Here is a 25,442-nt window from a genome sequence, read left to right on the forward strand (position 1 = left end):
GGTTCAGGCCTCGCCGCCGGCCGTGACGAAGTCGATCAGTTCCTCCACGCGGCCCAGCAGGGTCGGCTCCAGGTCCTTGTAGGAGCCCACCCGGGACAGGATGTGCTGCCAGGCCGCCCCGGTGTTCTCCGGCCAGCCCAGCGCCCTGCAGACGCCCGTCTTCCAGTCCTGGCCGCGCGGGACCACCGGCCACGCCGGGATGCCCAGCGCGGACGGCTTCACCGCCTGCCAGACGTCCACGTACGGGTGGCCCACCACCAGCACGTCCGGCGAGGTCACCGAGGCGGCGATACGGGACTCCTTCGAGCCGGGCACCAGGTGGTCCACCAGCACGCCCAGCCGGGCGTCCGGCGCCGGACCGAACTGCGCCACCACCGCCGGCAGGTCGTCGACGCCCTCCAGGTACTCGACCACCACGCCCTCGATGCGCAGGTCGTCGCCCCAGACCCGCTCCACCAGCTCGGCGTCGTGCCGGCCCTCGACGTAGATCCGGCCCGCCCGGGCCACCCGCGCCCGGGCACCCGGGACGGCGATCGACCCCGACGCCGTACGGGCCGGCGCCGACGGGCCGCGGGGCGGGCGGACCAGGGTGACGACCGCGCCGTCCAGCAGGAAGCCCCGCGGCTCCATCGGGAACACCCGGCGCTTGCCGAAGCGGTCCTCCAGGGTCACCGTGCCCGCCTCGCAGGCCACCACCGCGCCGCAGAAGTCCGTACCCGCCACCTCGACCACCAGGTCCGGTTCCGCGGCGACCTCCGGCACGGCCTTGGGTCGCTTCCACTGCGGGGTCAGGTCGGGGGAGTACTCGCGCATCCGGCCGACACTAGGAGAGCCGCGCGCCTCCCGCCTACGACACGCCGGAACGGGCCGCCAGTGTGGCGCGTTGCGCACGCACGAACTCCGCCCCGACCACCGCTCCGTGACCCGGCACGTACAGCGCGTCCTCGCCGCCCAGCGACAGCAGCCGGTCCAGGGCGGCGGGCCACTGCCGCGGCACCGCGTCCGGGCCCGCCAACGGCTCGCCCGACTCCTCGACCAGGTCCCCGCAGAACACCGTCTCGCGTTCGCCCGGGACGAAGACGGCCAGGTCGTGCCCGGTGTGCCCGGGCCCCACGTTGGCCAGCAGCACCTGCACCCCGCCCAGCTCCAGCGTCCACTCGCCCGACACCGGATGGCCGGGCAGCACCAGCAGGTCCACCGCCTCGGCCGCCTCCTCCTCCGCGAGCCCGTGCCGCACCGCGTCCGCGCGCAGCTCCTCGCGGCCCGACGCGAGGAGCCCGGCCAGCCCGACCGCCCCGAAGACCTCGACCCCGGCGAAGGCGGACGCCCCCAGTACGTGATCGAAATGCCCGTGCGTGAATGCGATATGGGTCACGCTCCGGCCGGTCAGCCGCTCGGCCTCCGCCCGCACCCGCGCGCCCTCGCGCACGCTCGACCCCGGGTCGATCAGAAGGACGGACTCGTCCCCCACCACCAGTCCCACCGTGCAGTCCCACACCGGCAGACGCCGCCGGCCGGCCCGTCCGGTGAGCCGTTCCCAGCCCGCCTCTTCCCAACGCACGTCCATGCCGCGACGCTACCCTGGCGGGCCTCCCTTGCCAGGGTCTCTGTACCCGGCCGTACACTGAGCGGGGGATTCCTGGCACTCGAACGTACAGAGTGCCAACGAACGGCAGAACACGGCAGAACACGGCAACGGATCACGCTGGAGGTGTGCGCGATGCTCAGCGAACGCAGACTCGAAGTGCTGCGCGCCATCGTCCAGGACTACGTCGGGACGGAGGAGCCCGTCGGCTCCAAGGCGCTCACCGAGCGGCACCGGCTCGGCGTCTCGCCCGCGACCGTGCGCAACGACATGGCGGTGCTGGAGGAAGAGGGCTACATCGCCCAGCCCCACACCAGCGCCGGCCGGATCCCCACCGACAAGGGCTACCGCCTCTTCGTCGACAAGCTGGCGGGGGTCAAGCCCCTGTCGACGCCCGAGCGCCGGGCCATCCAGAACTTCCTCGACGGAGCCGTCGACCTCGACGACGTCGTCGGCCGTACGGTGCGGCTGCTCGCGCAGCTCACCCGGCAGGTCGCGGTCGTCCAGTACCCGAGCCTGACCCGGTCGACCGTCCGGCACGTGGAGCTGCTCTCGCTCGCACCCGCGCGCCTGATGCTCGTACTGATCACGGACACCGGACGCGTCGAGCAGCGGCTCGTCGACTGCCCGAGCCCCTTCGGCGAGGCCTCGCTCGCCGACCTGCGGGCCCGGCTCAACAGCCGGGTCGTCGGCCGGCGCTTCACCGACGTGCCCCCGCTCGTCCAGGACCTCCCGGAATCCTTCGAGGCCGACGACCGCGGCACGGTCTCCACGGTGCTCTCGACCCTCCTCGAAACCCTGGTCGAGGAGGCGGAGGAGCGGCTGATGATCGGCGGTACCGCCAATCTCACCCGCTTCGGACACGATTTCCCCCTGACGATCAGGCCGGTGCTGGAGGCGCTGGAGGAGCAGGTCGTGCTCCTCAAGCTGCTCGGCGAGGCCAACGAGTCGGGAATGGCCGTAAGGATCGGGCACGAGAACGCCTACGAGGGGCTCAACTCCACGTCGGTCGTCTCGGTCGGTTACGGTTCGGGCGGCGAAACGGTCGCCAAACTCGGCGTGGTCGGACCGACCCGCATGGACTACCCCGGAACGATGGGAGCGGTACGCGCAGTGGCACGTTACGTCGGACAGATCCTGGCGGAGTCGTAAGTGGCCACGGACTACTACGCCGTTCTCGGCGTACGCCGCGACGCATCGCAGGACGAGATCAAGAAGGCCTTCCGGCGCCTCGCGCGTGAACTCCACCCGGACGTGAATCCGGACCCGAAGACGCAGGAGCGCTTCAAGGAGATCAACGCGGCCTACGAGGTGCTCTCGGACCCGCAGAAGAAGCAGGTCTACGACCTCGGGGGCGACCCGCTGTCCTCCTCGGGCGGCGGCGGTGGGGCCGGCGGCTTCGGAGCGGGCGGCTTCGGCAACTTCTCCGACATCATGGACGCCTTCTTCGGCCAGGCCTCGCAGCGCGGCCCGCGCTCGCGGACGCGCCGCGGCCAGGACGCCATGATCCGCCTGGACCTGGAACTGGACGAGGCGGCCTTCGGGACGACCAAGGACATCCAGGTCGACACGGCCGTCGTCTGCACCACCTGCTCCGGCGAGGGCGCAGCCCCCGGCACCTCGGCGCAGACGTGTGACATGTGCCGCGGCCGCGGTGAGGTCTCGCAGGTCACCCGGTCCTTCCTGGGCCAGGTCATGACCTCGCGTCCCTGCCCGCAGTGCCAGGGCTTCGGCACCGTCGTCCCGACCCCGTGCCACGAGTGCGCGGGCGACGGCCGGGTCCGCTCCCGCCGCAGCCTCACGGTCAAGATCCCGGCCGGTGTCGAGAACGGCACCCGCATCCAGCTCGCGGGCGAGGGCGAGGTCGGCCCCGGCGGCGGTCCCGCCGGCGACCTGTACGTGGAGATCCACGAGCTGGCGCACCCGACCTTCCAGCGGCGCGGGGACGACCTGCACTGCACGGTCACCATTCCCATGACGGCGGCCGCACTGGGCACCAAATGCCCGCTGGAGACGCTCGACGGCCTGGAGGAGATCGACATCCGGCCCGGCACCGGGTCCGGCCAGGCGATCCCGCTGCACGGGCGCGGCGTCACGCACCTGCGCGGCGGCGGGCGCGGCGACCTGATCGTCCACGTCGAGGTCACCACCCCGACCAAGCTGGACGCCCAGCAGGAGGAGCTGCTGCGCCAGCTGGCGAAGCTGCGCGGCGAGGAGCGGCCCATGGGGCAGTTCGCGCCGGGCCAGCAGGGCCTGTTCAGCCGTCTGAAGGACGCGTTCAACGGTCGCTGACCGCAGGGCGAGCACCGCTTCGAGCCCGGCCGGGGAATGCCCCGGCCGGGCTCTTCGCATGGCCCCGGAGCCTGCCCAGGGCCCGCCGGGAAGCGGACTATGCCAGGCGAATGCGGTGATTCGGCCCCATGGGCCGGACGTGGCACGATGCAGTCCATGTCCACCGCGGCGAACGGTCTCTCCTCCCACCCGATCGTGCAGGCCCCCATGGCCGGCGGCGCCTCCTGCCCGCCGCTCGTCGCCGCCGTGTGCGAGGCGGGCGGGCTGGGCTTCCTGGCCGGGGGCTACAAGACCGCCGACGGGATGTACCAGGAGATCAAGCAGGTGCGCGCGCTCACCCGGCGCCACTTCGGGGTCAACCTCCTCATGCCGCAGACCGGGTACGTCGACCCGGCCGCGGTGGAGGCGTACCGCGGGCAGCTGGCCGGCGAGGCCAGCTGGTACGAGATCTCGCTCGCCGAGGAGGACATCATCGGCACCAGCGACGACGGCTACGACGCCAAGCTCGCCATCCTCCTCGAAGATCCGGTCCCGGTCGTGTCGTTCACCTTCGGCTGTCCGGCCTCCGCGGCCCTCGCCGCCCTGCGCAAGGCCGGTACGTACACCGTCGTCACGGTGACCTCCGTGGAGGAGGCCCGCAGCGCGCAGCGGTCGGGCGCCGACGCCGTCTGCGTCCAGGGCGTCGAGGCCGGCGGTCACCAGGGCACCCACCGCGACGACCCGCAGATCGACGGCACGGCGGCCGTGGGACTGCTCGCGCTGGTGGCGCAGGTACGGGAGGCCGTGGCCCTGCCGATCATCGCGGCGGGCGGCGTCATGCGCGGCGCGCAGATCGCCGCACTGCTGGCGGCCGGCGCGGCGGCGGCGCAGCTCGGGACGGCCTTCCTGGTCTGTCCGGAATCGGGGGCGGACCCCGTGCACAAAAAGGCGCTGACCGATCCGCTCTTCGTCCGCACGGAGCTGACCCGCGCCTTCTCCGGGCGGCCGGCGCGGGGGCTGGTCAACCGCTTCATGCGGGAGCACGGCCCCTACGCCCCGGCCGCCTACCCCCAGGTCCACCACCTGACCTCGGGGCTGCGCAAGGCGGCCGCCGCGGCCGGCGACGCGCAGGGCATGGCCCTGTGGGCCGGCCAGGGGCACCGGCTCGCGCGGGCGCTGCCGGCGGCGCAGCTGGTGGAGGTGCTGGCGGCGGAACTGGCCGCGGCACAGAGCACGTTGAAGGAAATGCAGATGAGGAGTGCGTCATGACGGCCCCGGTGTTCGTGGTCGAAGAGGTCCCCGCAGGGGCGGAGTTCGTCCTGGACGGCCCGGAGGGCCGGCACGCCGTGTCCGTGAAACGGCTGAACCCGGGCGAGCAGGTCGTCCTGACGGACGGCCGGGGCGGCTGGGCGGAGGCGGTCGTGAAGGCGGCCGAGGGCAAGGACCGGCTGGTCGTCGCGGTCGCCTCGGCCGGGCGGGAGGAGGAGCCCGCGGTCCGCATCACCGTGGTCCAGGCCCTGCCCAAGGGGGACCGGGGCGAGCTGGCCGTCGAGACCATGACCGAGACCGGCGTGGACGCGATCGTGCCCTGGCAGGCCTCGCGCTGCATCACGCAGTGGCGCGGGGACCGCGGGGCCAAGTCCCTGGCCAAGTGGCGGGCCACGGCCCGGGAGGCGGGCAAGCAGTCCCGCCGGGTCCGCTTCCCGGAGGTGGCCGAGGCGATGTCCACCAAGCAGGTCGCGGCGCTGCTGGCCGGCGCCGACCTGGCGATGGTCCTGCACGAGGACCGCGACACCCCCTCGCAGGCCCTGGCCACGGCCGAGCTGCCCGCCTCCGGTTCCGTCGTCCTGGTGGTCGGCCCGGAGGGCGGGGTCTCCCCGGAGGAGCTGGAAGTCTTCGCCGCGGCCGGCGCGCACCCCTACCGTCTGGGCCGTTCCGTCCTGCGGACCTCCACCGCCGGCACCGCGGCCGCGGCGGTCCTGCTGGCCCGTACCGGACGCTGGGCCTGACCGGCCGAAATGCGCGCCCGCCGCGGGCCCCCGGCTGGATACGATGCCCGGACCGATCAACGTCACGGGAGGGTGCGCAATGGCCGGGGAACCGCAGGCCGACTGCCTGTTCTGCAAGATCGTCGAGGGTGCCGTCCCGGCGACGGTGGTCCGGGAGACCGAGACCACCGTCGCCTTCCGGGACATCAACCCGCAGGCGCCCACGCACGTGCTCGTCATCCCCAAGGTGCACTACCGCGACGCCGCGTCCCTCGCGGCCGCCGAGCCGGGCGTCGCCGCCGACATACTGCGTGAGGCCGCACAGGTCGCCGCCGACGAGAAGATCGACGACCACGGCTACCGGATCGTCTTCAACACGGGCTCCGGCGCCGGACAGACCGTCTGGCACGCCCACGCGCACGTCCTGGGCGGCCGCGGCCTCCAGTGGCCCCCGGGATAGCGCGTGTCCGTCAGAGAGTTCGTGGTGCTGGGCACCGCCAGCCAGGTGCCCACCCGCCACCGCAACCACAACGGCTACCTGCTGCGCTGGGACGGCGAGGGCATCCTCTTCGACCCCGGCGAGGGCACGCAGCGCCAGATGCTGCGTGCCGGGGTCGCCGCGCACGACATCAACCGGATCTGCGTCACCCACTTCCACGGTGACCACAGCCTCGGCCTCGCCGGGGTGATCCAGCGGATCAACCTCGACCAGGTCCCGCACCCCGTCGCCGCGCACTACCCGGCGTCGGGGCAGAAGTTCTTCGACCGGCTGCGGTACGCCACGGCCTACCGGGAGACCGTTCCGATCCTGGAGGAACCGGTGTCCGAGGACGGGCCGGTGGCGCGCGGGTCCTCGTACGTCCTGGAGACCCGGCGCCTCTCGCACCCGGTGGAGTCCTTCGGCTACCGGATCACCGAGCCCGACGGGCGCCGGATGGTGCCGGAGTGGCTCGAACACCACGGGATCAAGGGGCCCGACGTGGGCCGGATCCAGCGCGAGGGGGAGCTCTACGGCGTCCCCCTCGACGCGGTCAGCGAGCCCCGGCCCGGGCAGCGCTTCGCGTTCGTCATGGACACCCGGCTCTGTCCCGGCGTGGACGAGCTCGCCGAAGGCTGCGACATGCTGGTGATCGAGTCGACCTTCCTCGACGAGGACGAACGGCTGGCCACCGACCACGGGCACCTGACCGCCGGGCAGGCGGCGCGGGTGGCACGGGACGCGGGCGTACGGCACCTCGTGCTGACGCACTTCTCGCAGCGCTACACCGACCCGGCCGAGTTCGAGCGCCAGGCGCGGGCGGCGGGGTTCGAGGGGGAACTCACCGTGGCCGCGGACCTGATGCGGGTGCCGTTGCCGAAGCGGGGCTGACGCGGTCGGCCCGGGGGTGCGCACGGCGCCCCCGGGCCCGCCCCCGCGGGTTCCGGTGATCGGTTCGGAGGGCGTGTTCGAGGTGACCTGCGCCACACTGGGTTTTGATCCCGCCCCGGGCGGGAAAACCTGGCAGCTTTCACCGAGAAACGGCCCTTCGAGATCAACAGGGGAGACCACCGTGGCCAGTGGGGACCTCGACAGTCGCACCGCAGCCCTGGACCCGCTCGGTCCGGTGCGCGACCCGGAGGAACCGGGCTGCGACGTCTTCCTGACCGGAACGGTCTTCCTCGACATCATCTTCACCGGCCTCGACTCGGCGCCCGTGCGCGGTACGGAGTCCTGGGCGCGCGGCATGGGCTCCAGCCCCGGGGGCGTCGCCAACATGGCCACCGCCCTGGCCCGGCTCGGCCTGCGCACCTCCCTGGCGGCGGCCTTCGGGGACGACCACTACGGCGAGTACTGCTGGGACGCCCTGGAGCAGGGCGAGGGCATCGACCTGTCCATGTCGCGGATCGTCCCCGGCTGGCACAGCCCCGTCACCGTGTCGATGGCGTACGAGGGCGAGCGCACGATGGTCTCCCACGGCCACGAGGCCCCTCCGCCGGCGGGCCCCGGGCCCGTCCCGCAGTGCCCGCCGCGGGCCCGCGCAGCGGTCGCCTCGCTGGGGCCGGGCCGCGGCGAGGAGTGGATCGGCGAGGCCGCCCGGCGAGGCTCGCGGGTCTTCGCGGACGTGGGCTGGGACGAGAGCGGGCGCTGGGACCTGGGGGCCCTGGCCGACCTGGAGCACTGCGAGGCCTTCCTGCCGAACGCGGGCGAGGCCATGCGGTACACGCGCACCGAATGTCCCCGGGCGGCGGCCCGCGCCCTGGCCGAGAAGGTGCCGATCGCGGTGGTGACCATGGGCCCCGAGGGCTCGTACGCGGTGGACGGGCGCACCGGGGAGACCGCGCACGTCCCCGGCATCGCCGTCGACGCCCTGGACCCCACGGGGGCGGGGGACGTCTACGTGGCCGGCTTCGTCACCGGCACCCTGGCGGGCTGGCCGCTGGCGGACCGGCTGGCCTTCGCCGGGCTGACCGCGGCCCTGTCGGTCCAGGAGTTCGGCGGCTCGCTGTCGGCCCCCGGCTGGCCGGAGGTGGCCCACTGGTGGCGGGCCGCCCCGCACGCCCTGCGCGGCCGCTACGGCTTCCTGGACGACCTGATCCCGTCGGCCGCCACCCCGGCCGCCCGGCGCAGAGCCGTGCCCACCATCGGCTTCCGGCACTCCGCGTGACCGGGGGACCGCGGAGCCGGGGAGCCGGGGAGCGGCGCGGGCGGCGGGTAAAACCCCTCGGGGAAGCAGCGGCGGCGACGTACCCTTGGTACTCCGGAGGTCGTCGATCGGCGCGGCCCCTCAGCGGGAGGTATGCGCAGGCCACAGTGCCGGCCCATGACTCAGACATCGACAGCCCACATCCCCGCGCCGGGGCAGGCGCGAGCGCACTTCACCGTACCGGCGACGCACCCGATGGTGACGGTGCTCGGCTCGGGCGACGCCCTGTTGCGCGTGATCGAGAAGGCCTTCCCGAAGGCCGACATCCATGTTCGGGGCAACCAGGTCAGCGCGATCGGGGAAGCGGCGGAAGTCGCCCTGATCCAGCGACTGTTCGACGAGATGATGCTGGTGCTCCGCACCGGGCAGCCGATGACGGAGGACGCAGTGGAACGCTCGATCGCCATGCTCAAGGCGAGCGCGAACGGCAACGGCGACGGGCCCGAGACGCCCGCCGAGGTGCTCACCCAGAACATCCTCTCCAGCCGCGGCCGCACCATCCGCCCCAAGACCCTCAACCAGAAGCGGTACGTCGACGCGATCGACAAGAACACGATCGTCTTCGGCATCGGTCCCGCCGGTACCGGAAAGACCTACCTCGCCATGGCCAAGGCGGTCCAGGCCCTGCAGTCCAAGCAGGTCAGCCGGATCATCCTGACCCGGCCCGCCGTCGAGGCGGGGGAGCGGCTCGGATTCCTGCCGGGCACCCTCTTCGACAAGATCGACCCCTACCTGCGCCCGCTCTACGACGCGCTGCACGACATGCTCGACCCCGACTCGATCCCCCGGCTCATGGCGGCGGGCACGATCGAGGTCGCGCCGCTGGCCTACATGCGCGGACGCACGCTCAACGACGCGTTCGTGGTCCTCGACGAGGCCCAGAACACGACCACCGAGCAGATGAAGATGTTCCTGACCCGGCTCGGCTTCGACTCGAAGATCGTGATCACCGGTGACATCACCCAGATCGACCTTCCCGGCGGGGCCAGGAGCGGTCTGCGCCAGGTCCAGGAAATCCTCGACGGGGTACCGGACATCCACTTCTCGAGGCTCACGTCCGAGGATGTCGTCCGGCACAAGCTGGTCGGCCGTATCGTCGACGCGTACGAGAAGTACGACGACGGCCAGCAGGCCGCCAACGGCTACCAGCGGAAGTAGAACCCAGCGCACCATGTCGATCGACGTCAACAACGAGTCCGGAACCGAGGTCGACGAGCAGGCGATCCTCGACATCGCCCGTTACGCGCTCACCCGGATGCGGATCCACCCGCTCTCGGAGCTCTCCGTCATCGTCATCGACGAGGACGCGATGGAGCAGCTCCACATCCAGTGGATGGACCTGCCGGGCCCGACCGACGTCATGTCCTTCCCGATGGACGAGCTCCGTCCGCCGACGAAGGACGAGGAGGAGCCCCCGCAGGGGCTCCTCGGCGACATCGTGCTCTGCCCCGAGGTCGCGAAGAAGCAGGGTGAGGAAGCCCCGACGCAGCACTCCATGGACGAGGAGCTCCAGCTCCTGACCGTCCACGGGGTGCTGCACCTGCTCGGCTACGACCACGAGGAGCCGGACGAGAAGGCCGAGATGTTCGGCCTCCAGGCGGCCATCGTGGACGGGTGGCGCGGCGAGCGCGGGCTGACCGGCCCGTCCCCGGCTCCCACCGTCTCGTGAGCGCCCCGCAACTGATCACCGGCGCGGTGCTGCTGGTGGTCGTGGCCTGGTTCGCGGCGTGCGCGGAGTCCGGCATCGCCCGCATCTCGATCTTCCGTGCCGAACAGGCCGTACGGGAGGGCAGGCGCGGCAGCGAGAAGCTCGCCCAGGTCGCCGGCGACCCCACCCGCTACCTCAACGTGGCGCTGCTGGTCCGGGTCACCTGTGAGATGGCGGCCGGGGTCCTCGTCACCTATGTGTGCCTCGACGAGTTCGGCGAGAACTGGACCGCTCTGCTCGTGGCCATCGCCGTGATGGTGCTGGTCTCCTTCGTCGCCGTGGGCGTCTCCCCGCGTACGATCGGCCGCCAGCACCCGCTGAACACGGCGACGGCGGCCGCGTACGTCCTCGTGCCGCTCGCCAGGATCATGGGGCCGATCCCGCAGCTGCTGATCCTCATCGGCAACGCGCTCACGCCCGGGAAGGGCTTCCGCAAGGGGCCCTTCGCCTCCGAGGCCGAGCTGCGGGCGATGGTCGACCTCGCCGAGAAGGAATCGCTCATCGAGGACGACGAGCGCCGGATGGTGCACCAGGTCTTCGAACTGGGCGACACGCTCGTGCGCGAGGTGATGGTGCCGCGCACCGACCTGGTCTGCATCGAGCGCTACAAGACGGTCCGTCAGGCGACGACGCTCGCCCTGCGGTCGGGTTTCTCGCGCATCCCGGTCACCGGGGAGAACGAGGACGACATCGTCGGGATCGTCTACCTGAAGGACCTGGTCCGCAAGACGCACATCAGTCGCGAGGCCGAGGCCGAACTGGTGTCGACGGCGATGCGGCCGGCCGTCTTCGTGCCGGACACCAAGAACGCGGGCGACCTGCTGCGCGAGATGCAGCAGGTGCGCAACCACGTGGCCGTCGTGATCGACGAGTACGGCGGCACGGCCGGCATCGTCACCATCGAGGACATCCTCGAGGAGATCGTCGGCGAGATCACGGACGAGTACGACCGGGAGCTCCCGCCGGTCGAGGACCTGGGCGAGGACCGCTACCGGGTCACGGCACGCCTCGACATCACCGACCTCGGCGAGCTCTTCAAGGTCGAGGCCTTCGACGACGAGGACGTCGAGACGGTCGGCGGGCTGCTGGCGAAGGCGCTGGGCCGGGTGCCGATCGCGGGCGCCTCGGCGATGGTCGAACTGCCCGACGGCCGGCCGCTGCGGCTGACGGCCGAATCACCGGCCGGGCGGCGGAACAAGATCGTGACCGTGCTGGTCGAACCGGTGGCCGCGGCGGAGACCGCGGGGGAGGAGGGGGAATGACCCCGGCGCAGCTGCGGGAGTTCCTGCTGGGCTTCAACGCGGCGGTGGAGGAGTTCCCCTTCACGCCCGAGACCTCGGTGTTCAAGGTGAAGGGCAAGATGTTCGCGCTCAGCGCGCTGGACGCCGAGCCGCTGAAGATCAACCTCAAGTGCGAACCGGAGCTGGCGGTGCGGCTGCGCGAGGAGCACGGGGCGATCGCGCCGGGCTACCACATGAACAAGCGGCACTGGAACACGGTGACCGTGGGCGGGATCCCCGACACGATGCTGCGCGAGCTCGTCGAGGACTCCTACGACCTGGTGGTCGCGGGGCTGCCGCGCGCGGAGCGCCTGAAGCTCGACCGGCCCTGATCCGGGCCCCCGGCGGGGTCGTTGCACGGCCGGGCGGAGGCGCTCCCTATGCTTTCGACCATGACGGAGAGCACCGGGATCGACCCCGAGGACAGCAAGATCATCACGCTGGCGCGCAGCGCCCGGGCCCGCAACGGGGTGCCCGAGGGGGCGGCGGTACGGGACGAGACGGGACGGACGTACGTCGCGGGGACGGTGGAGCTCGACTCCCTGAAGCTGAGCGCGCTGCAGACCGCGGTCGCGATGGCCGTGGCCAGCGGCGCGCGCTCCCTGGAGGCCGCAGCCGTAGTGAGCGCGGCCGAGGCCCCGTCGCAGGCCGACCGCGCGGCCGTCCGCGACCTCGGCGGCCCGGACACCCCGGTCCTCCTGGCGGCCCCGGACGGCACCCTGAAGTCCACGACCCCGGCCGGCCCGTAGCCGCCGGATTCAGCCTCGCCGGCGTTTGAGGCGCGGGTCCGGGGGGAGCCCGGTGCCCGGCGGAGCCGGGTTCCTGGGGCCGCCCCGGACCCCGCGTCTCAAACGGATTCGGCCGCCCCGCCGGGAGGCCGACGGCGGATGACCATCGCCATGAGCGCGGCCACCGCGCACAGGGCGCCCGACCCGTACCAGACGGCGTCGTACGAGCCCGTGAGGTCCCGGACCAGGCCGCCCAGGAAGGCGACCACCGCCGCGCCGATCTGGTGCGAGGCCAGCACCCAGCCGAAGACGATCGCGCCGTCGTCCCCGTAGTGCTCGCGGCACAGGGCGATCGTCGGGGGGACGGTCGCGACCCAGTCCAGGCCGTAGAAGACGATGAAGAAGATCAGCGGCGGCCGCACCGACGGCGCCAGCAGGATCGGCAGGAAGAGGAGCGAGATCCCGCGCAGCGCGTAGTAGACGGCCAGCAGCCGCCGGGACTCGAAGCGGTCCGTGAACCAGCCGGACGCCACCGTGCCGGCCACGTCGAAGACGCCGATCACCGCCAGCAGGCCGGCCGCCGCAGTCACCGGCATGCCGTGGTCGTGCGCGGCGGGCACGAAGTGGGTCCGCACCAGCCCGTTCGTCGAGGCCCCGCAGATCGCGAAGGTGCCCGCCAGCAGCCAGAAGGGGCCGGTCCGGGCCGCGTCGGCGAGGACCTTCAGCGCACGGCGCGCCGCGCCCCGGGCCGGGGCCGGCTTGGGTGCGTACGTGCCGCCGTACGGGGCGAGCCCCAGGTCCGCGGGATGGTCGCGCAGCAGCAGCCAGACGAAGGGCACGACGGCCAGGGCCGCCACGGCGACCGTCACCGTCGCCGGGCGCCAGCCGTGGCGGTCCACCAGCCACGCCAGCAGCGGCAGGAAGACCAGCTGCCCCGAGGCGCCGGCGGCGGTCAGGATGCCGGTGACCAGGCCGCGCCGGGCGGTGAACCAGCGGCCCGTCACCGTCGCGGCGAAGGCCAGCGCCATCGAGCCGCTGCCCAGCCCCACCAGCACGCCCCAGCACAGCACCAGCTGCCAGGGCGCGGTCATCCACACCGTGGCCATCGCCCCGCAGGCGATGACGGCCAGGGCCAGTGCCACGACCCGGCGGATGCCGAAGCGGTCCATCAGCGCCGCGGCGAAGGGTGCGGTGATCCCGTAGAGGGCGAGGTTCACGGAGACGGCCACGCCGATGGTGCCGCGCGACCAGTCGAACTCCTCGTGCAACGGTTCGACGAGCAGGCCGGGCAGGGAGGCGAAACCGGCCGCGCCGATGATCGTCACGAAGGTGACGGCGGCGACGTACCAGGCGCGGTGGACGCGTCCGGTCCGCCGCGGGGGACGGGTGCGCGAGGCGGCGGTGCCGGGGGCGGGGGCTGTCTGGGTCACGAGAGAAGCTTCCGGCCGGCGGAGCACCGTAGGACAGTGGCCTGACTGTCACGCTTCGATACGATCGGGCCATGGAACCTTCGCCGCACCGCGTCGTCGTCCTGGCCCTCCCGGGGCTGCTGCCCTTCGAGCTCGGCATCCCCCACCGGATCTTCGGCCGCGCCAAGGACCCGGCGGGGCGGCCGCTGTACGAGATCCTCACCTGCGGGCTCGCTCCCGGCCCGGTCCCCACCGACGCCGACTTCGACATCCACGTCGCGTACGGCCCCGAGCTGCTCGCCACCGCCGACACGATGGTCGTGCCGGCCTCGTACGAGCTGGGTCCGGCCTACGAGGAGGGCAGACTGACCGACGAGCTGGCCGCGGCCCTCGCGCACCTGCGCCCCGGGACCCGGCTCGTCTCCATCTGCACGGGCGGCTACGTCCTGGCCGCCGCCGGCTACCTCGACGGCCGGCCGGCCACCACCCACTGGGCCTCCGCCGACCACTTCCAGCGGCTCTTCCCCGCCGTCCGGGTGGACCCCGACGTGCTCTACACCGACGACGGGGACGTGCTGACCTCGGCGGGCGTCGCCGCCGGCATCGACCTGTGCCTGCACATCGTGCGCCGCGACCACGGCGCGGCCGTCGCGAACGAAGCGGCCCGGCGGACCGTCGTACCGCCCCACCGCGAGGGCGGACAGGCGCAGTTCGTCGAACGCCCGATGCCGGAGCCCCAGCTCGCCACCACCACGGCGGCCCGCGCCTGGGTGCTGGACCGGCTGCACGAGCCGCTCAGGCTCACCGACATGGCCCGGCAGGAGGCCATGTCGGTACGGACCTTCACGCGCCGCTTCCGCGAGGAGGCGGGCATCAGCCCGGGCCAGTGGATCACCGGCCAGCGGGTGGAGCGGGCCCGGCAACTCCTGGAGCAGACGGAGCTGTCGATGGAGCGGGTCGCGCGGGAGAGCGGTTTCGGGACGGCGCAGTCGCTGCGCAAGCACGTGCAGGCGGCACTGGGGGTGAGCCCGACGGCCTACCGGCGTACGTTCCGTGCCACCGGGGGAGGCGGTGCCACGATGCCATCTCCTGATGGGCCATCAGTTGATGCCGGGCCCGCGCATTGACTTCTCCCGCCGCCCGCTCGTGAATGGCCCCCTGCGCGGGGCTCGGCGCGAGGGAACCCAGGGGGCGGGCAGTGCGAACACGGGCGCGGAACGGGAGATGGTCGGCAGTGGTCGCCGTGGCCGCACTCGTGGCCACGACCGGGGGCGCCCTCGGTGCACCCGCCGCGGCAGAGGGGGAGACGCCCCCCGGGCAGGTGGAGTTCCCCACGCAGTGCCTGGCGCCCCAGGAGGCCGGACTCCCGCCCGCGGACGGGCCGACCACCGCCAGGATCACCGTCGACGACCCGGCTCCCCGCGTCGGCGACACCGTCACCGTGACCTACCAGGTGGTCAGGACCCCGGCCCGGAACCCGGTCGGCGGCGTCGGCGGTGAACTCCCCGCCGACGTGCTCACCCCGACCGGCCGGATCCTGCTGGCGGGTGCCCAGAGCGGTGAGGTCACCGTCGTCGGCGCCAAGCGCAACGACCCCGTCCCGGCCGGCGCGCCCCTGCCCGCCGTCACCATGACCGGCACCTTCACCGTCACCGCGCCCGGCGAGATCACCCTGGCCCCGGGCCCCTACACCCTGCACACCGGCCACCTGGTGGACCTCGACACCACCTGCACCGCCTCCGGCCCCGTCTCCGCCCGCCTCAACGCCACCGAACTGCCCACGGCCAACCTGCGCAGCGTGTTCCTCGCCTCCGCCCACGGAAGGCCCGGCGCCGGGGTCAGGGTCACCGCCGCCGGGTTCCCCCCGGGCGCGGCCGTGACCGTCGCCGGGCGGGCCGGCGCCGCCGAGACCGCCGACCGGGTGAGCGCCACCGCCGACGACCTGGGCACGGCCGTCGTGCAGCTGCCGGTCACGGACCGCACGACCACCGCCGTGGTCGCCTACGAGGGCGCGGCCTGGTCCGCGCGGCAGGGCTCCGGCCCGGCCGCGTACACGGTCGTCGACGCCGCCCCGCCGGCGTCCGCCACCCAGAAGGTCACCGCCACCGTCGAGCCGGGCGCGCTGGGCATGACCCAGGCGGGCCAGGACATCACCCTCGGCCCGGTCCCGTACGGCGACGGGGGCGCCGCCCCCGGCCGGATCGGCACCGTGACCGTCACCGACGCCCGCGGCGGCCCGGCCGGCTGGTCCCTGACCGGCAAGGTCACCGACTTCACCGGACCGGGCGGGATCCGCATCCCGGGCGCGTCCCTGTCCTGGACCCCGTCCTGCGTGGCGGCCCCCGGCAGCCGGAGCGCCTGTACGCCGGGCAGCGCGGGCGTGGTCGGCCCGGAGGGCGCGCTCCTGGCCTCCACCCCGGACGCGCCGCTGGTCGGCGGCACGTTCACGATCGACGCGACGGTCACCCTGCACGTCCCGCCGTACACCCCACCGGGCGCCTACACGGCGGTCCTGACACTGATCCTGTCGTGACATGTTCAGCCTCGCCGGCGTTTGAGGCGCGGGGGTCCGGGGGCCGGGCCCCCGGCAGCGGCGCCGCAGCGCGGGGCTCCTGGTCGCGGTTGGCAGCCGTGCCGGCCATGGCCGCGGCCGCGATCGGCCTCGTGCTGCTGCCCGCCGGGACGGCAGAGGCCGACGACGGCCAGTGGTCCGTGCTGCCCGCCGCGAGCACCATCGGCACACGGCCCTGCTTCTACCTCGCCGCCGCCCCCGGCCAGCGCGTCACCGACGCCGTCACCCTCACCAACCGCAGCGACCACCCCCGCACCTTCCGCCTCTACGCCGCCGACGCCTACAACACCGCTCGAGACGGCGGCTTCGCCGTTCGCGGCCCCGACGAGCCGCGCCGGGCCGCCGCCGCGTGGACGAGGCTCGACCGGGAGCGGGTCACCGTGCCGGCCCGCGGCACGGTCGGCGTCGGCTTCACCCTCACCGTCCCCGACCGCGCGGAACCGGGGGACCACCCCGGCGCCGTCGTGGCCCTGGAGGAGCGGCCCGAGGCGGCCGGCGGCCCCGGCGCCGCGGACGCCGCCACGGGCATCGGGGTGCGGCAGGCCGTCGCCGCCCGGATGTACCTGCGGGTGACCGGTCCCACCGCGCCCGCCCTCGCCGTCGGCGACGTCACCGTGCACCGACGCGGCTCCGCCGCGGAAATCTCGTACACGCTCCACAACACCGGCAACGTCACCCTCCGGCCCCGCGCCGGCCTCACCGCCACCGGCGCCCTCGGCCGTCGGCTGCTCGACCGCGGGCTCACCGGGCTGCCCGCCGAACTGCTGCCGGGTCAGGAAGTACGCCTCGCAACCCGTTGGGACGGCCCGCCCGACGTGGAATGGGCCCAGGTCACGGTGCATGCGCGGGCCGACGGAAGCACAGCTCAGGGCCGTGCGGCCTACGCGGCGCACCCGCCGCTGGCGGCCCTGCTCGCCGTCGTCGCACTGGTCTGGTCGGCGCTGGGAGCCGCATCGGGGAGAATGGCCCGTATGAGCGATCGTTCCCCCGAGTCCACCGCCCCGCACCGTGCGGGCTTCGCCTGCTTCGTCGGCCGCCCCAACGCCGGCAAGTCGACCCTCACCAATGCACTCGTGGGCACCAAGGTCGCGATCACCTCCAACCGGCCGCAGACCACCCGCCACACCGTCCGCGGCATCGTGCACCGCCCCGACGCCCAGCTCGTCCTCGTCGACACGCCCGGCCTGCACAAGCCGCGCACCCTGCTCGGCGAGCGCCTCAACGACGTCGTGCGCACCACCTGGGCCGAGGTCGACGTCATCGGCTTCTGCCTGCCGGCCGACCAGAAGCTGGGCCCCGGCGACAAGTTCATCGCCAAGGAGCTCGCGGGGATCAAGAAGACCCCCAAGATCGCCATCATCACCAAGACCGACCTGGTCGAGTCCAAGCAGGTGGGCGAGCAGCTCATCGCGGTCCACCAGCTCGCCGAGGAGCTCGGCTTCGAGTGGGCCGAGATCGTCCCCGTCTCGGCGGTCGGCGACAGCCAGGTCCAGCTGCTGGCCGACCTGATCGCGCCGCTGCTGCCGGAGAGCCCGCCGCTGTACCCGGAGGGCGACCTCACCGACGAGCCCGAGATGGTCATGGTCGCGGAGCTGATCCGCGAGGCCGCGCTGGAAGGCGTGCGCGACGAGCTCCCGCACTCCATCGCCGTGGTCGTCGAGGAGATGATCCCGCGCGAGAACCGTCCGGCGGACCGCCCGCTGCTCGACATCCACGCCAACGTCTACATCGAGCGGCCGAGCCAGAAGGGCATCATCATCGGCCCGAAGGGCTCCCGCCTGAAGGAGGTCGGGATGAAGTCGCGCAAGCACATCGAGGCGCTGCTCGGGACCCCCGTCTTCCTCGACCTCCACGTGAAGGTCGCCAAGGACTGGCAGCGGGACCCCAAGCAGCTCCGCAAGCTCGGCTTCTGACCGGCCGCCCGGACACGGCCCCGGACACGACCTAGGCGAGGCGCCGGACCTTCAGCGCGTTGTCGGGACGGGTCCCGGGCCGGCCCTCGGGGTCGGTCATGGGCTGGACGTGCTCCGCCGCGGTGAGGACCTCCCAGCCGCCCTCCGGCAGCTCCAGCTGCGCGAGGACCTCCTCCGGGGTCGGGAAGTGGATGTCCGCGAGGGCGTCCGGGTTCCACGACGGTCCCCCCGCGTGGCCCACCACGAGGAGGGTCCCGCCGGGGGCCACCGCGGCGGCGGCCCTGCGCAGGATCCGCTCGCGCGGGAACTCCCCGTAGCTGTGCAGGAAGCACGCCGAGACGAGGTCGAACTCCCCCTCGGGGAAGGACTGCGCGAAGTCGTGGCGCTGCCAGTCGACGAGGTCGGCGACCCCGGCCTCGGCGGCGTGCTCGGCGGCGCGGCCGAGGGCCACCTTCGAGATGTCGGTGGCGGTGACCCGCCACCCGCGGCGGGCCAGCCAGACGGTGTCGGCGCCCTCCCCGCAGCCGAGGTCGAGGGCCCGGCCGGGGGCGAGGTCCTGGGCCTCGCGGACCAGGAGGGCGTTCGGATTGCCGCTCCAGATGCGCGTGCTCTCGCTGTAGCGCCCGTCCCAGAACTCCTCGCCGCCGGGGACCGGGCCGTTCCCGTCCTCCGCCGCGTTCTCGTGTGCGTGCTCGTGCGTGTGGTGGTCGTGCTTCGGCATGGGGGCCTCTTCCGCTCGGCGTCTCGTGCCCCCGATGCTGCGCCCGCCTCGCACTCACTGGCAAACATTGTTGCCGACTTGGCAAACAGGGGCCGTGCGGGCAGAACGGCTCCGGCCGACCCCGCAGCGGCCGGAACCGGTCGGTCAGGCCGCGGGCTGCGCCGGCGGCTCCGCGATCAGGGCCGTGGCCACCCGGCGGAAGCCGGCGCGGGCGTAGATCCGGGCCACGTCCTCGTCGCCGGCCGAGAGGAAGACCGTACGGGCGCCCCGCTCGCGGGCCTGCGCGACGAGGGCCGCGGTGACCCCGAGGGCCAGGCCCTGACGGCGGGCGGACGGCAGGGTGCCGACGCCCACCACTTCGGCGACGTCTCCGACCGGATTGAACATGCCCGAGCACAGGACCACGCCGTCCCGCACCGCCGCGGCCATCCCCGAGGTGCCCGCGGCGAGCTTCGCCGAGACGCTCGCCCGGCGGGTCTCCACCGACGGGTCCGCCAGCGCGGCCGACAGTTCCGCCGGCCCGGCCTCGCCCAACGCGGTCCCCGGTTCGGCGAAGGCCAGCGCCGGGACCGTCAGCGCGGCCGCCAGCAGGGGGTCCTCGGCGTCGAGCAGCCGTACCTCCGGGTGCGGGGGCAGCTCCTCGGCGGCCTCCAGCACCATCAGCGGGTGCGCGTGGACGTGGAGCCCCGCCTCCTCCGCGGCGGCGCGCAGCGCGGGGCTGGTCTCGGCGACCCACTCGAAGGCCTCGGGCACGCCGAGCTCGCGCTGGCGGGCGAGCACCCGCTCCACGTCGGCGGCGGTCGCGTCGCGGCCGCCGAGCGCGGGCCGCGCGTAGAACGGCCAGCCCGAGCCCTCCTGGACGAAGAGGGTCAGGGGCCCGAAGTCCTCGGCCCGGGCGCCGCCCACCCGCGGCACCGTGTCGTAGTACTGCTCCAGCTCGGACAGCGTGGAATCGATCATGGGATTGGTCATCCGGCCATCCAAGCAAAGGGGCGTCCTTCAGGCACCTTCTTTCAGGACCCGTGAGATCAGCGCCCGCTGGGCTTCCGACAGGCGCGGCTCGGCGCAGGAGACCGTCCGCCCGTCCACCGTGATCCGGTAGGAGAAGCCGTCCCGCACCCGGTCCGCCGGGTCGCCCGGCGGGCCGGGCCGCAGCGCGAGCTGGGCCAGGGCCTGCCACTCCTCCTCGTCCGGCAGGCCCGAGGTGTCCACCTCGGCCCGGCGTTCGATGCCCGCGAAGCCGCCCGTCCGTACCACCTGAATCCGCATGGGAGCTTTCTACCCGGCGAGCGGGACGCCCACGGCCGACCATGCCTTCTGGAGTGCCTGGTGCTCCGCCCCGCCGTCCCCGTACCGGGTGGCGGCTGCTGCCGTCGAGAGCCGGGCGAAGTCGGCGAAGTCCGCCTTGGGGGTGAGGTCCCCGCCGGTCAGGGTGTCGTACCAGATCTGTCCGGCCCGCTCCCAGGCCTTGCCGCCCAGCTCGGTCGCCGCGATGTAGAAGGCGTGGTTGGGGATGCCCGAGTTGATGTGGACGCCGCCGTTGTCGCTGTGGGTGTTCACGTAGTCGTCCATGGTGGCCGGCTGCGGGTCCTTGCCGAGCTCGTCGTCGTCGTACGCCGTGCCCGGCGCCTTCATCGAGCGCAGCGCGACCCCGGTCACGTGGGGGCCGAGCAGCCCGGCGCCGATCAGCCAGTCGGCCTGCTCGGCCGTCTGTTCCAGCGAGTACTGCTTGATCAGGGAGCCGAAGACGTCCGACATGGACTCGTTCAGGGCGCCCGACTGGCCGCGGTAGCGCAGGTTCGCCGTGTACTGGGTGACGCCGTGGGTCAACTCGTGCCCGATGACGTCCACCGACACGGTGAAATCGAGGAAGAGGTCCCCGTCCCCGTCGCCGAAGACCATCTGCTGGCCGTCCCAGAAGGCGTTGTTGTAGTCCTCGCCGTAGTGGACGGTGGCGTCCAGCGGGAGTCCGGAATCGTCGATCGAGCGGCGCCCGAAGCCCTTCAGGAACAGCTCGTACGTCGCCCCGAGTCCCGCGTAGGCGCGGTTCACGGTGGCGTCCTTGCTCAGCGGGTCGCCCTCCTCGCGGACCTTCGTCCCGGGGAGCTGGGTGCGGTGCTGGGCGTCGAAGATCGTCCGCTGCGGGTCGTCGCCGGCGGGTGCGGCGAGCGTGGGCACGATCCCGCGCACGGCCGTGACCCGGCGCCGGGTGCGCAGCAGGGAGTCGCGTTCGAGGGTGCGCTGGGCGAGGTCGGCGCGCCGGGTGTCGCCGGACAGCGCGGCCTTGTCGAGGAGGTGCGGCGGCACGACGGTGCAGAAGACGGGGTGGCGGTGAGCGTGGGAGGCATCCATGCCGGCAATGTGGCACCGCGTCACCTTTATGTCACTAGGTGCAACCATGATTCATTCGGTTGTGTCACGTCCCGCCGCTGCAGAAACGTGCCTGGTGCGATCGCACGGCCGGGCCGGAGGGTCTTTCGGGGGATCGCCCCGACCTGTGCGGAGTGAACGAGGCTTGGCTCACATTTGGTGCAAATCGGATGTGCGGGTCTTGCATACTGAAACAGGTCCTCGCGTTACGGCGCGGCTCGGCTAGGCTCGGCCCATCATGCGTTTCGGGCTGCTTCTCCTTAGCTGCCGCGGCGAGGGTCTGTAGTCGTAGGCCGGCCCCCTCCCCGCGGAGTTTGGTGTTGCGGTTTTTACGACCGCCGTCGGCCGTCCCAGCGAACTACCGCGGACACGCGAGGAGCCCAACGCCATGAGCCAGCAGCCTTTTGTCGGTCGCCCCACGCCCATCACGAACGCGACCCAAACCCAGAAGTCCTCCGGGATGCCGATCCACAAGTACGGCTCGTACGAGCAGGTGGACATCCCGGACCGCACCTGGCCCGATGCCCGCGTCACCAAGGCCCCCCGCTGGCTGTCCACCGACCTGCGGGACGGCAACCAGTCGCTGATCGACCCGATGACCCCGGCCCGCAAGCGCGAGATGTTCGACCTGCTGGTGCGCATGGGCTACAAGGAGATCGAGGTCGGCTTCCCGTCCTCCGGCGAGACCGACTTCGCCTTCGTGCGCTCCATCATCGAAGAGGGCGCGATCCCGGACGACGTGACGATCTCCGTACTGACCCAGGCCCGCGAGGACCTGATCGAGCGGACCGTCGAGTCCCTGGTCGGCGCCAAGCGCGCCACCGTGCACCTGTACAACGCGACCGCGCCGACCTTCCGCCGGGTCGTCTTCCGCGGCTCCAAGGAGCAGATCAAGCAGATCGCCGTCGACGGCACCCGCCTGGTCATGGAGTACGCGGAGAAGCTGCTGGGCCCGGAGACCACCTTCGGCTACCAGTACAGCCCGGAGATCTTCACCGACACCGAGCTGGACTTCGCCCTGGAGGTCTGCGAGGCCGTCTGCGACGTCTGGCAGCCGGCCGAGGGCCGCGAGATCATCCTGAACCTGCCCGCCACCGTGGAGCGCTCGACGCCGTCCACGCACGCGGACCGCTTCGAGTGGATGGCCCGCAACCTGACCCGCCGCGAGCACATCTGCATCTCCGTCCACCCGCACAACGACCGCGGCACCGCCGTCGCCGCCGCCGAGCTGGCCCTGATGGCCGGCGCCGACCGCATCGAGGGCTGCCTGTTCGGGCAGGGCGAGCGCACCGGCAACGTCGACCTGATCACGCTGGGCATGAACCTGTTCTCCCAGGGCATCGACCCGCAGATCGACTTCTCGCAGATCGACGAGATCCGTCGCACCAGCGAGTACTGCAACCAGATGCCGGTCCACCCGCGCCACCCCTACGCGGGCGACCTGGTCTACACCGCCTTCTCCGGCTCCCACCAGGACGCCATCAAGAAGGGCTTCGACGCCATGGAGGCCGACGCGGCCGCCCAGGGCAAGACCGTCGACGACATCGAGTGGGCGGTCCCGTACCTGCCCATCGACCCCAAGGACGTCGGCCGCTCCTACGAGGCGGTCATCCGGGTCAACTCGCAGTCCGGCAAGGGCGGCATCGCGTACGTCCTGAAGAACGACCACAAGCTGGACCTGCCGCGCCGCATGCAGATCGAGTTCTCCCGGATCATCCAGGCCAAGACCGACGCCGAGGGCGGCGAGGTCACGCCGCAGGCGATCTGGGACGTCTTCTCCGACGAGTACCTGCCCAACCCGGAGAACCCGTGGGGCCGCATCCAGCTGCGCTCCGGCTCGACGGCAACCGACAAGGACGGCACGGACACGCTGACCGTCGAGGCGATCGTGGACGGCGTGGAGACGGTCCTGAACGGCACCGGCAACGGTCCGATCTCGGCGTTCTTCGACGCGCTGGCCGGCATCGGCGTCGACGCCCGCCTGCTGGACTACACCGAGCACACCATGAGCGAGGGCGCGTCCGCCGTGGCCGCCTCCTACATCGAGTGCGCGATCGACGGCCGGGTCCTGTGGGGCATCGGCATCGACGCCAACACCACCCGCGCCTCCCTGAAGGCGGTCATCTCCGCCGTCAACCGCGCGGGCCGCTGACCACTCGTACGTGAACCCCGCTCCTCCCTCGGGAGGGGCGGGGTTCCGTCGTGTCCGGGCTTCCGGGCCGCGTGGGCGTCAGCGGGCGAGGTAGCCGCCGTCCACGGGCACGATGGCGCCCGTCACGAACGAGGCCGCGTCCGAGGCGAGGAAGGCGATGACCCGGGCCACCTCATCGGGCTCGCCGAGCCGGCCCATCGGGTGCGCCCCCGTGACCTCCGCCAGGTACTCCGGCCCGCCCGGCTCGTCCTGCAGCGCGATCACCCGCTCCGTTCGGATCGTTCCGGGAGCCACCGCGTTGACGCGGATCCCGTGCGCCGCCCACTCGACCGCGAGGTGCTTGGTCAGCCCCGACGCGACGAACTTCGCCGGTCCGTACGCCGCCTGGCGGGCCTGCCCGGCCACGCCCGAGATCGAGGACACGCAGACCAGCGCCCCGCCGGGATGCGGCTGCGCGGTCATCGCCTCGATGGCGTACTTGCAGGTCAGGAACATCCCGCGGCCGTCGACCGCCATGACGTGGTCCCAGTCCCGCGCGGTGGTCTCCCGGACGTCCGAAAGGGGGAGCACCCCGGCGTTCGCCACGGCGACGTCGAGGCGCCCGTAGGCCTCCACGGCGGCGGCGACCATCGCCCGGTTGTCGTCCGGATCGGAGACGTCACCGCGCACCACGGTGATCGCGTGGCCCTCGGCGGCCAGATCCGTACGCAGCGCCTCGACCCCGGGGCCGTTGATATCGGCCGCGGTCACCCGGGCCCCGGAGCGGGCCAGCAGCACGGCGGTGGCCCGGCCGATCCCGCTCGCGGCCCCCGTCACCAGACACGACTTCTCGTTCATGCGGCAGACCCTAAGCGGAACCGGGGGTGCAGATCGGCCAACTCCCGGGCGGGGGACATGTTGTCTTGTCGCACGACTGACGCATCCTCACCGATGTGGCTAACATCACGCCAACCCGGCGATGCTGCCGGACGACCACGGAGGTGCGACGTGCTGCCAGTTCGGGGTGGGGACGGCCGGAAGCTGACGGTCTGGGGCATCCGTACCACCTGGAGCACCGTGGGTGACGGGGAGTTCTTCTGCCCGGACTGCGGTGGGGACCGCAACTACCGCAGGCGCACCGGCCGCCGCCGGTTCACCGTCCTCGGGGTGCCGCTGCTGCCGCGCGGGCAGGCGGGGCCCGTCGTCGAGTGCCAGGGCTGCCGCGCGCGCTTCGGCACCGACGTCCTGGACCACCTCACCACCACCCGGTTCACCGCGCTCCTGCGGGACGCCGTGCACACCGTGGCGCTGGCCGTGCTCACGGCGGGCGGGACGGCCTCGCGCAGCGCGCTGGAGGCGGCCGTGTGCGCCGTACGGGCCGCGGGCTTCCAGGACTGCACCGAGGAGCAGCTGGAGTCCCTCGTGGAGGCGCTGTCCACGGACGAGGGCCGGCTCGGGCTGTACGACATCCCGGAGTGCTGCGGGGCCGCGCTGTCGATAGAGCTCCACGAGGCCCTGGAGCCGCTCGCCCCGCACCTGGCGGGCCCGGGCCGGGAATCGATCCTGCTCCAGGGCGCGCGGATCGCCCTCGCGGACGGCCCGTACATCCCGGCCGAGCGCGAAGTGCTCGCCACCGTCGGGTCGGCGCTGCGGATCGGCGCGGACGAGGTGGCCCGGCTGCTGTCGGCGGTGCGCGCGCCCTGAGGAGCGCCGGCGCCGCCCGGAACCGTCCGGAACGAGTCGGTCTGACGTAACGATCCGGCCTCATGGAGGCCGAAATCTCGCCTGGTGAACACTTTGTGAACAGCGGAGTCGATGACTCCGGGCCCGTTCGGGCCGCCCGTGAGGGCGCCGGAACGGGCCCTTCTCCTTTGCGTCGCCGAGGGGCCGCAAAGCGCGTCGTGGCAGCTCATGGCCGGTGCGGTTCGCACTCGCGCGGCTGGGGCGCCCTCCTGTGGAAGGTCCGGCTCATACCCCTGTGCCGGATCCTCCACCACTGGAGAAATCTACAGATCTGAAGCCGAGTGTGGTCAACAGTTTGTAGAAGTCGACGATATCTGTGAAGCCCCCCACAGGCGTTCA

25 protein-coding genes are annotated in these 25,442 nt (G+C 72.8%); 17 read left to right on the top strand and 8 right to left on the bottom strand.

Going from position 1 to position 25,442, the window contains the following annotated elements:
- Window positions 1–3: 3 nt before the first annotated feature.
- Window positions 4–813 carry a DUF3097 domain-containing protein gene (locus tag IG86_RS0104135; RefSeq protein ID WP_030819281.1) on the bottom strand — a complete coding sequence of 270 codons (810 nt, stop codon included), beginning with the start codon at window positions 811–813 and terminating at the stop codon, window positions 4–6.
- Between the two features lie 34 nt (window positions 814–847).
- Window positions 848–1,567 (bottom strand): MBL fold metallo-hydrolase, encoded by a 720-nt coding sequence (locus tag IG86_RS0104140; RefSeq protein WP_030819283.1) that lies wholly within the window; start codon window positions 1,565–1,567, stop codon window positions 848–850.
- 153 nt (window positions 1,568–1,720) lie between these two features.
- Here IG86_RS0104140 and hrcA point away from each other — a divergent pair, with 153 nt between their 5' ends.
- The 12 genes from hrcA to IG86_RS0104200 all read left to right on the top strand — a co-directional run bounded on the left by hrcA (window position 1,721) and on the right by IG86_RS0104200 (window position 12,265).
- Window positions 1,721–2,737, top strand: a complete 1,017-nt coding sequence (gene hrcA / locus IG86_RS0104145; protein ID WP_030027783.1) for a heat-inducible transcriptional repressor HrcA — start codon at window positions 1,721–1,723, stop codon at window positions 2,735–2,737.
- Entirely contained in the window at window positions 2,738–3,877 is a 1,140-nt protein-coding gene (dnaJ, locus tag IG86_RS0104150) for a molecular chaperone DnaJ (RefSeq protein WP_030027782.1), read from the top strand.
- A 156-nt stretch (window positions 3,878–4,033) separates the two neighbouring features.
- Window positions 4,034–5,125, top strand: a complete 1,092-nt coding sequence (locus IG86_RS0104155; RefSeq protein ID WP_030819285.1) for a nitronate monooxygenase — start codon at window positions 4,034–4,036, stop codon at window positions 5,123–5,125.
- Window positions 5,122–5,865, top strand: coding sequence for a 16S rRNA (uracil(1498)-N(3))-methyltransferase (locus IG86_RS0104160; protein WP_030819287.1), 744 nt, complete (start codon window positions 5,122–5,124; stop codon window positions 5,863–5,865). Before IG86_RS0104155 ends, IG86_RS0104160 begins: the two co-directional genes overlap by 4 nt.
- Window positions 5,866–5,944: 79 nt before the next feature.
- Window positions 5,945–6,304, top strand: coding sequence for a histidine triad nucleotide-binding protein (locus IG86_RS0104165; protein ID WP_030819289.1), 360 nt, complete (start codon window positions 5,945–5,947; stop codon window positions 6,302–6,304).
- A gap of 3 nt (window positions 6,305–6,307) precedes the next feature.
- Entirely contained in the window at window positions 6,308–7,213 is a 906-nt protein-coding gene (locus IG86_RS0104170; RefSeq protein WP_030894728.1) for a ribonuclease Z, read from the top strand.
- 181 nt (window positions 7,214–7,394) lie between these two features.
- A complete protein-coding gene (locus tag IG86_RS0104175; protein ID WP_030819294.1) occupies window positions 7,395–8,489 on the top strand; it encodes a carbohydrate kinase family protein in 1,095 nt (364 codons plus the stop codon).
- Between the two features lie 156 nt (window positions 8,490–8,645).
- A complete protein-coding gene (locus tag IG86_RS0104180) occupies window positions 8,646–9,686 on the top strand; it encodes a PhoH family protein (protein WP_030819296.1) in 1,041 nt (346 codons plus the stop codon).
- A gap of 13 nt (window positions 9,687–9,699) precedes the next feature.
- Window positions 9,700–10,197 (top strand): rRNA maturation RNase YbeY, encoded by a 498-nt coding sequence (gene ybeY / locus IG86_RS0104185; protein ID WP_030649828.1) that lies wholly within the window; start codon window positions 9,700–9,702, stop codon window positions 10,195–10,197.
- Window positions 10,194–11,498, top strand: coding sequence for a hemolysin family protein (locus IG86_RS0104190; RefSeq protein WP_030819298.1), 1,305 nt, complete (start codon window positions 10,194–10,196; stop codon window positions 11,496–11,498). Before ybeY ends, IG86_RS0104190 begins: the two co-directional genes overlap by 4 nt.
- Window positions 11,495–11,848: an MmcQ/YjbR family DNA-binding protein gene (locus IG86_RS0104195; RefSeq protein ID WP_030819300.1), complete on the top strand. Its 354-nt coding sequence runs from the start codon at window positions 11,495–11,497 to the stop codon at window positions 11,846–11,848. The genes IG86_RS0104190 and IG86_RS0104195 overlap by 4 nt, the downstream gene beginning before the upstream one ends.
- A 60-nt stretch (window positions 11,849–11,908) precedes the next feature.
- The gene (locus IG86_RS0104200) at window positions 11,909–12,265 is read left to right on the top strand and encodes a cytidine/deoxycytidylate deaminase family protein (RefSeq protein WP_030894731.1); all 357 of its coding nucleotides are present in this window, start codon (window positions 11,909–11,911) and stop codon (window positions 12,263–12,265) included.
- 98 nt (window positions 12,266–12,363) lie between these two features.
- On the opposite strand, the gene IG86_RS0104205 is transcribed toward IG86_RS0104200, so the two are convergent.
- Window positions 12,364–13,674 (bottom strand): MFS transporter, encoded by a 1,311-nt coding sequence (locus IG86_RS0104205; protein WP_030894733.1) that lies wholly within the window; start codon window positions 13,672–13,674, stop codon window positions 12,364–12,366.
- Window positions 13,675–13,745: 71 nt separating this feature from the next.
- Here IG86_RS0104205 and IG86_RS0104210 point away from each other — a divergent pair, with 71 nt between their 5' ends.
- The 3 genes from IG86_RS0104210 (at window position 13,746) to era (ending at window position 18,138) form a co-directional block, all read left to right on the top strand.
- Window positions 13,746–14,780 carry a GlxA family transcriptional regulator gene (locus IG86_RS0104210; RefSeq protein WP_037941877.1) on the top strand — a complete coding sequence of 345 codons (1,035 nt, stop codon included), beginning with the start codon at window positions 13,746–13,748 and terminating at the stop codon, window positions 14,778–14,780.
- A 116-nt stretch (window positions 14,781–14,896) separates the two neighbouring features.
- Window positions 14,897–16,186: a WxL domain-containing protein gene (locus IG86_RS0104215; protein WP_037941913.1), complete on the top strand. Its 1,290-nt coding sequence runs from the start codon at window positions 14,897–14,899 to the stop codon at window positions 16,184–16,186.
- Between the two features lie 1,001 nt (window positions 16,187–17,187).
- A complete protein-coding gene (gene era, locus IG86_RS0104220) occupies window positions 17,188–18,138 on the top strand; it encodes a GTPase Era (protein WP_030649798.1) in 951 nt (316 codons plus the stop codon).
- Window positions 18,139–18,169: 31 nt separating this feature from the next.
- Here era and IG86_RS0104225 read toward each other — a convergent pair whose 3' ends face one another.
- The 4 genes from IG86_RS0104225 to IG86_RS0104240 all read right to left on the bottom strand — a co-directional run bounded on the left by IG86_RS0104225 (window position 18,170) and on the right by IG86_RS0104240 (window position 21,211).
- A complete protein-coding gene (locus tag IG86_RS0104225; protein WP_030894742.1) occupies window positions 18,170–18,859 on the bottom strand; it encodes an SAM-dependent methyltransferase in 690 nt (229 codons plus the stop codon).
- Window positions 18,860–19,003: 144 nt separating this feature from the next.
- On the bottom strand, window positions 19,004–19,831 hold the full coding sequence (locus IG86_RS0104230) for a GNAT family N-acetyltransferase (RefSeq protein WP_030819312.1): 828 nt from the start codon (window positions 19,829–19,831) through the stop codon (window positions 19,004–19,006).
- A 27-nt stretch (window positions 19,832–19,858) separates the two neighbouring features.
- Window positions 19,859–20,128, bottom strand: a complete 270-nt coding sequence (locus tag IG86_RS0104235) for a protealysin inhibitor emfourin (protein ID WP_030027862.1) — start codon at window positions 20,126–20,128, stop codon at window positions 19,859–19,861.
- Between the two features lie 9 nt (window positions 20,129–20,137).
- Complete coding sequence (locus tag IG86_RS0104240) at window positions 20,138–21,211, bottom strand: M4 family metallopeptidase (RefSeq protein WP_030819316.1); 1,074 nt, start codon at window positions 21,209–21,211, stop codon at window positions 20,138–20,140.
- 406 nt (window positions 21,212–21,617) lie between these two features.
- Here IG86_RS0104240 and leuA point away from each other — a divergent pair, with 406 nt between their 5' ends.
- Window positions 21,618–23,381: a 2-isopropylmalate synthase gene (leuA, locus tag IG86_RS0104245; RefSeq protein WP_030894745.1), complete on the top strand. Its 1,764-nt coding sequence runs from the start codon at window positions 21,618–21,620 to the stop codon at window positions 23,379–23,381.
- Between the two features lie 78 nt (window positions 23,382–23,459).
- On the opposite strand, the gene IG86_RS0104250 is transcribed toward leuA, so the two are convergent.
- The gene (locus IG86_RS0104250) at window positions 23,460–24,218 is read right to left on the bottom strand and encodes an SDR family NAD(P)-dependent oxidoreductase (protein WP_030819318.1); all 759 of its coding nucleotides are present in this window, start codon (window positions 24,216–24,218) and stop codon (window positions 23,460–23,462) included.
- A gap of 150 nt (window positions 24,219–24,368) precedes the next feature.
- Between IG86_RS0104250 and IG86_RS0104255 the strand changes: the two genes are divergently transcribed.
- Window positions 24,369–25,064 (top strand): TerB family tellurite resistance protein, encoded by a 696-nt coding sequence (locus tag IG86_RS0104255; protein WP_030819320.1) that lies wholly within the window; start codon window positions 24,369–24,371, stop codon window positions 25,062–25,064.
- Window positions 25,065–25,442: the final 378 nt, after the last annotated feature.

The sequence above is a fragment of the Streptomyces virginiae genome (genome assembly GCF_000720455.1).
GTDB classification, from domain to species: domain Bacteria; phylum Actinomycetota; class Actinomycetes; order Streptomycetales; family Streptomycetaceae; genus Streptomyces; species Streptomyces virginiae.

Coding starts and splice junctions, on each gene's coding strand:
- IG86_RS0104135 (WP_030819281.1), bottom strand. CDS start 813: ATGCGCGAGTACTCCCCCGACCTGACCCCGCAGTGGAAGCGACCCAAG.
- IG86_RS0104140 (WP_030819283.1), bottom strand. CDS start 1,567: ATGGACGTGCGTTGGGAAGAGGCGGGCTGGGAACGGCTCACCGGACGG.
- hrcA (WP_030027783.1), top strand. CDS start 1,721: ATGCTCAGCGAACGCAGACTCGAAGTGCTGCGCGCCATCGTCCAGGAC.
- IG86_RS0104155 (WP_030819285.1), top strand. CDS start 4,034: ATGTCCACCGCGGCGAACGGTCTCTCCTCCCACCCGATCGTGCAGGCC.
- IG86_RS0104160 (WP_030819287.1), top strand. CDS start 5,122: ATGACGGCCCCGGTGTTCGTGGTCGAAGAGGTCCCCGCAGGGGCGGAG.
- IG86_RS0104165 (WP_030819289.1), top strand. CDS start 5,945: ATGGCCGGGGAACCGCAGGCCGACTGCCTGTTCTGCAAGATCGTCGAG.
- IG86_RS0104180 (WP_030819296.1), top strand. CDS start 8,646: ATGACTCAGACATCGACAGCCCACATCCCCGCGCCGGGGCAGGCGCGA.
- ybeY (WP_030649828.1), top strand. CDS start 9,700: ATGTCGATCGACGTCAACAACGAGTCCGGAACCGAGGTCGACGAGCAG.
- IG86_RS0104195 (WP_030819300.1), top strand. CDS start 11,495: ATGACCCCGGCGCAGCTGCGGGAGTTCCTGCTGGGCTTCAACGCGGCG.
- IG86_RS0104200 (WP_030894731.1), top strand. CDS start 11,909: ATGACGGAGAGCACCGGGATCGACCCCGAGGACAGCAAGATCATCACG.
- IG86_RS0104210 (WP_037941877.1), top strand. CDS start 13,746: ATGGAACCTTCGCCGCACCGCGTCGTCGTCCTGGCCCTCCCGGGGCTG.
- era (WP_030649798.1), top strand. CDS start 17,188: ATGGCCCGTATGAGCGATCGTTCCCCCGAGTCCACCGCCCCGCACCGT.
- IG86_RS0104225 (WP_030894742.1), bottom strand. CDS start 18,859: ATGCCGAAGCACGACCACCACACGCACGAGCACGCACACGAGAACGCG.
- IG86_RS0104230 (WP_030819312.1), bottom strand. CDS start 19,831: ATGACCAATCCCATGATCGATTCCACGCTGTCCGAGCTGGAGCAGTAC.
- IG86_RS0104235 (WP_030027862.1), bottom strand. CDS start 20,128: ATGCGGATTCAGGTGGTACGGACGGGCGGCTTCGCGGGCATCGAACGC.
- IG86_RS0104240 (WP_030819316.1), bottom strand. CDS start 21,211: ATGGATGCCTCCCACGCTCACCGCCACCCCGTCTTCTGCACCGTCGTG.
- leuA (WP_030894745.1), top strand. CDS start 21,618: ATGAGCCAGCAGCCTTTTGTCGGTCGCCCCACGCCCATCACGAACGCG.
- IG86_RS0104250 (WP_030819318.1), bottom strand. CDS start 24,218: ATGAACGAGAAGTCGTGTCTGGTGACGGGGGCCGCGAGCGGGATCGGC.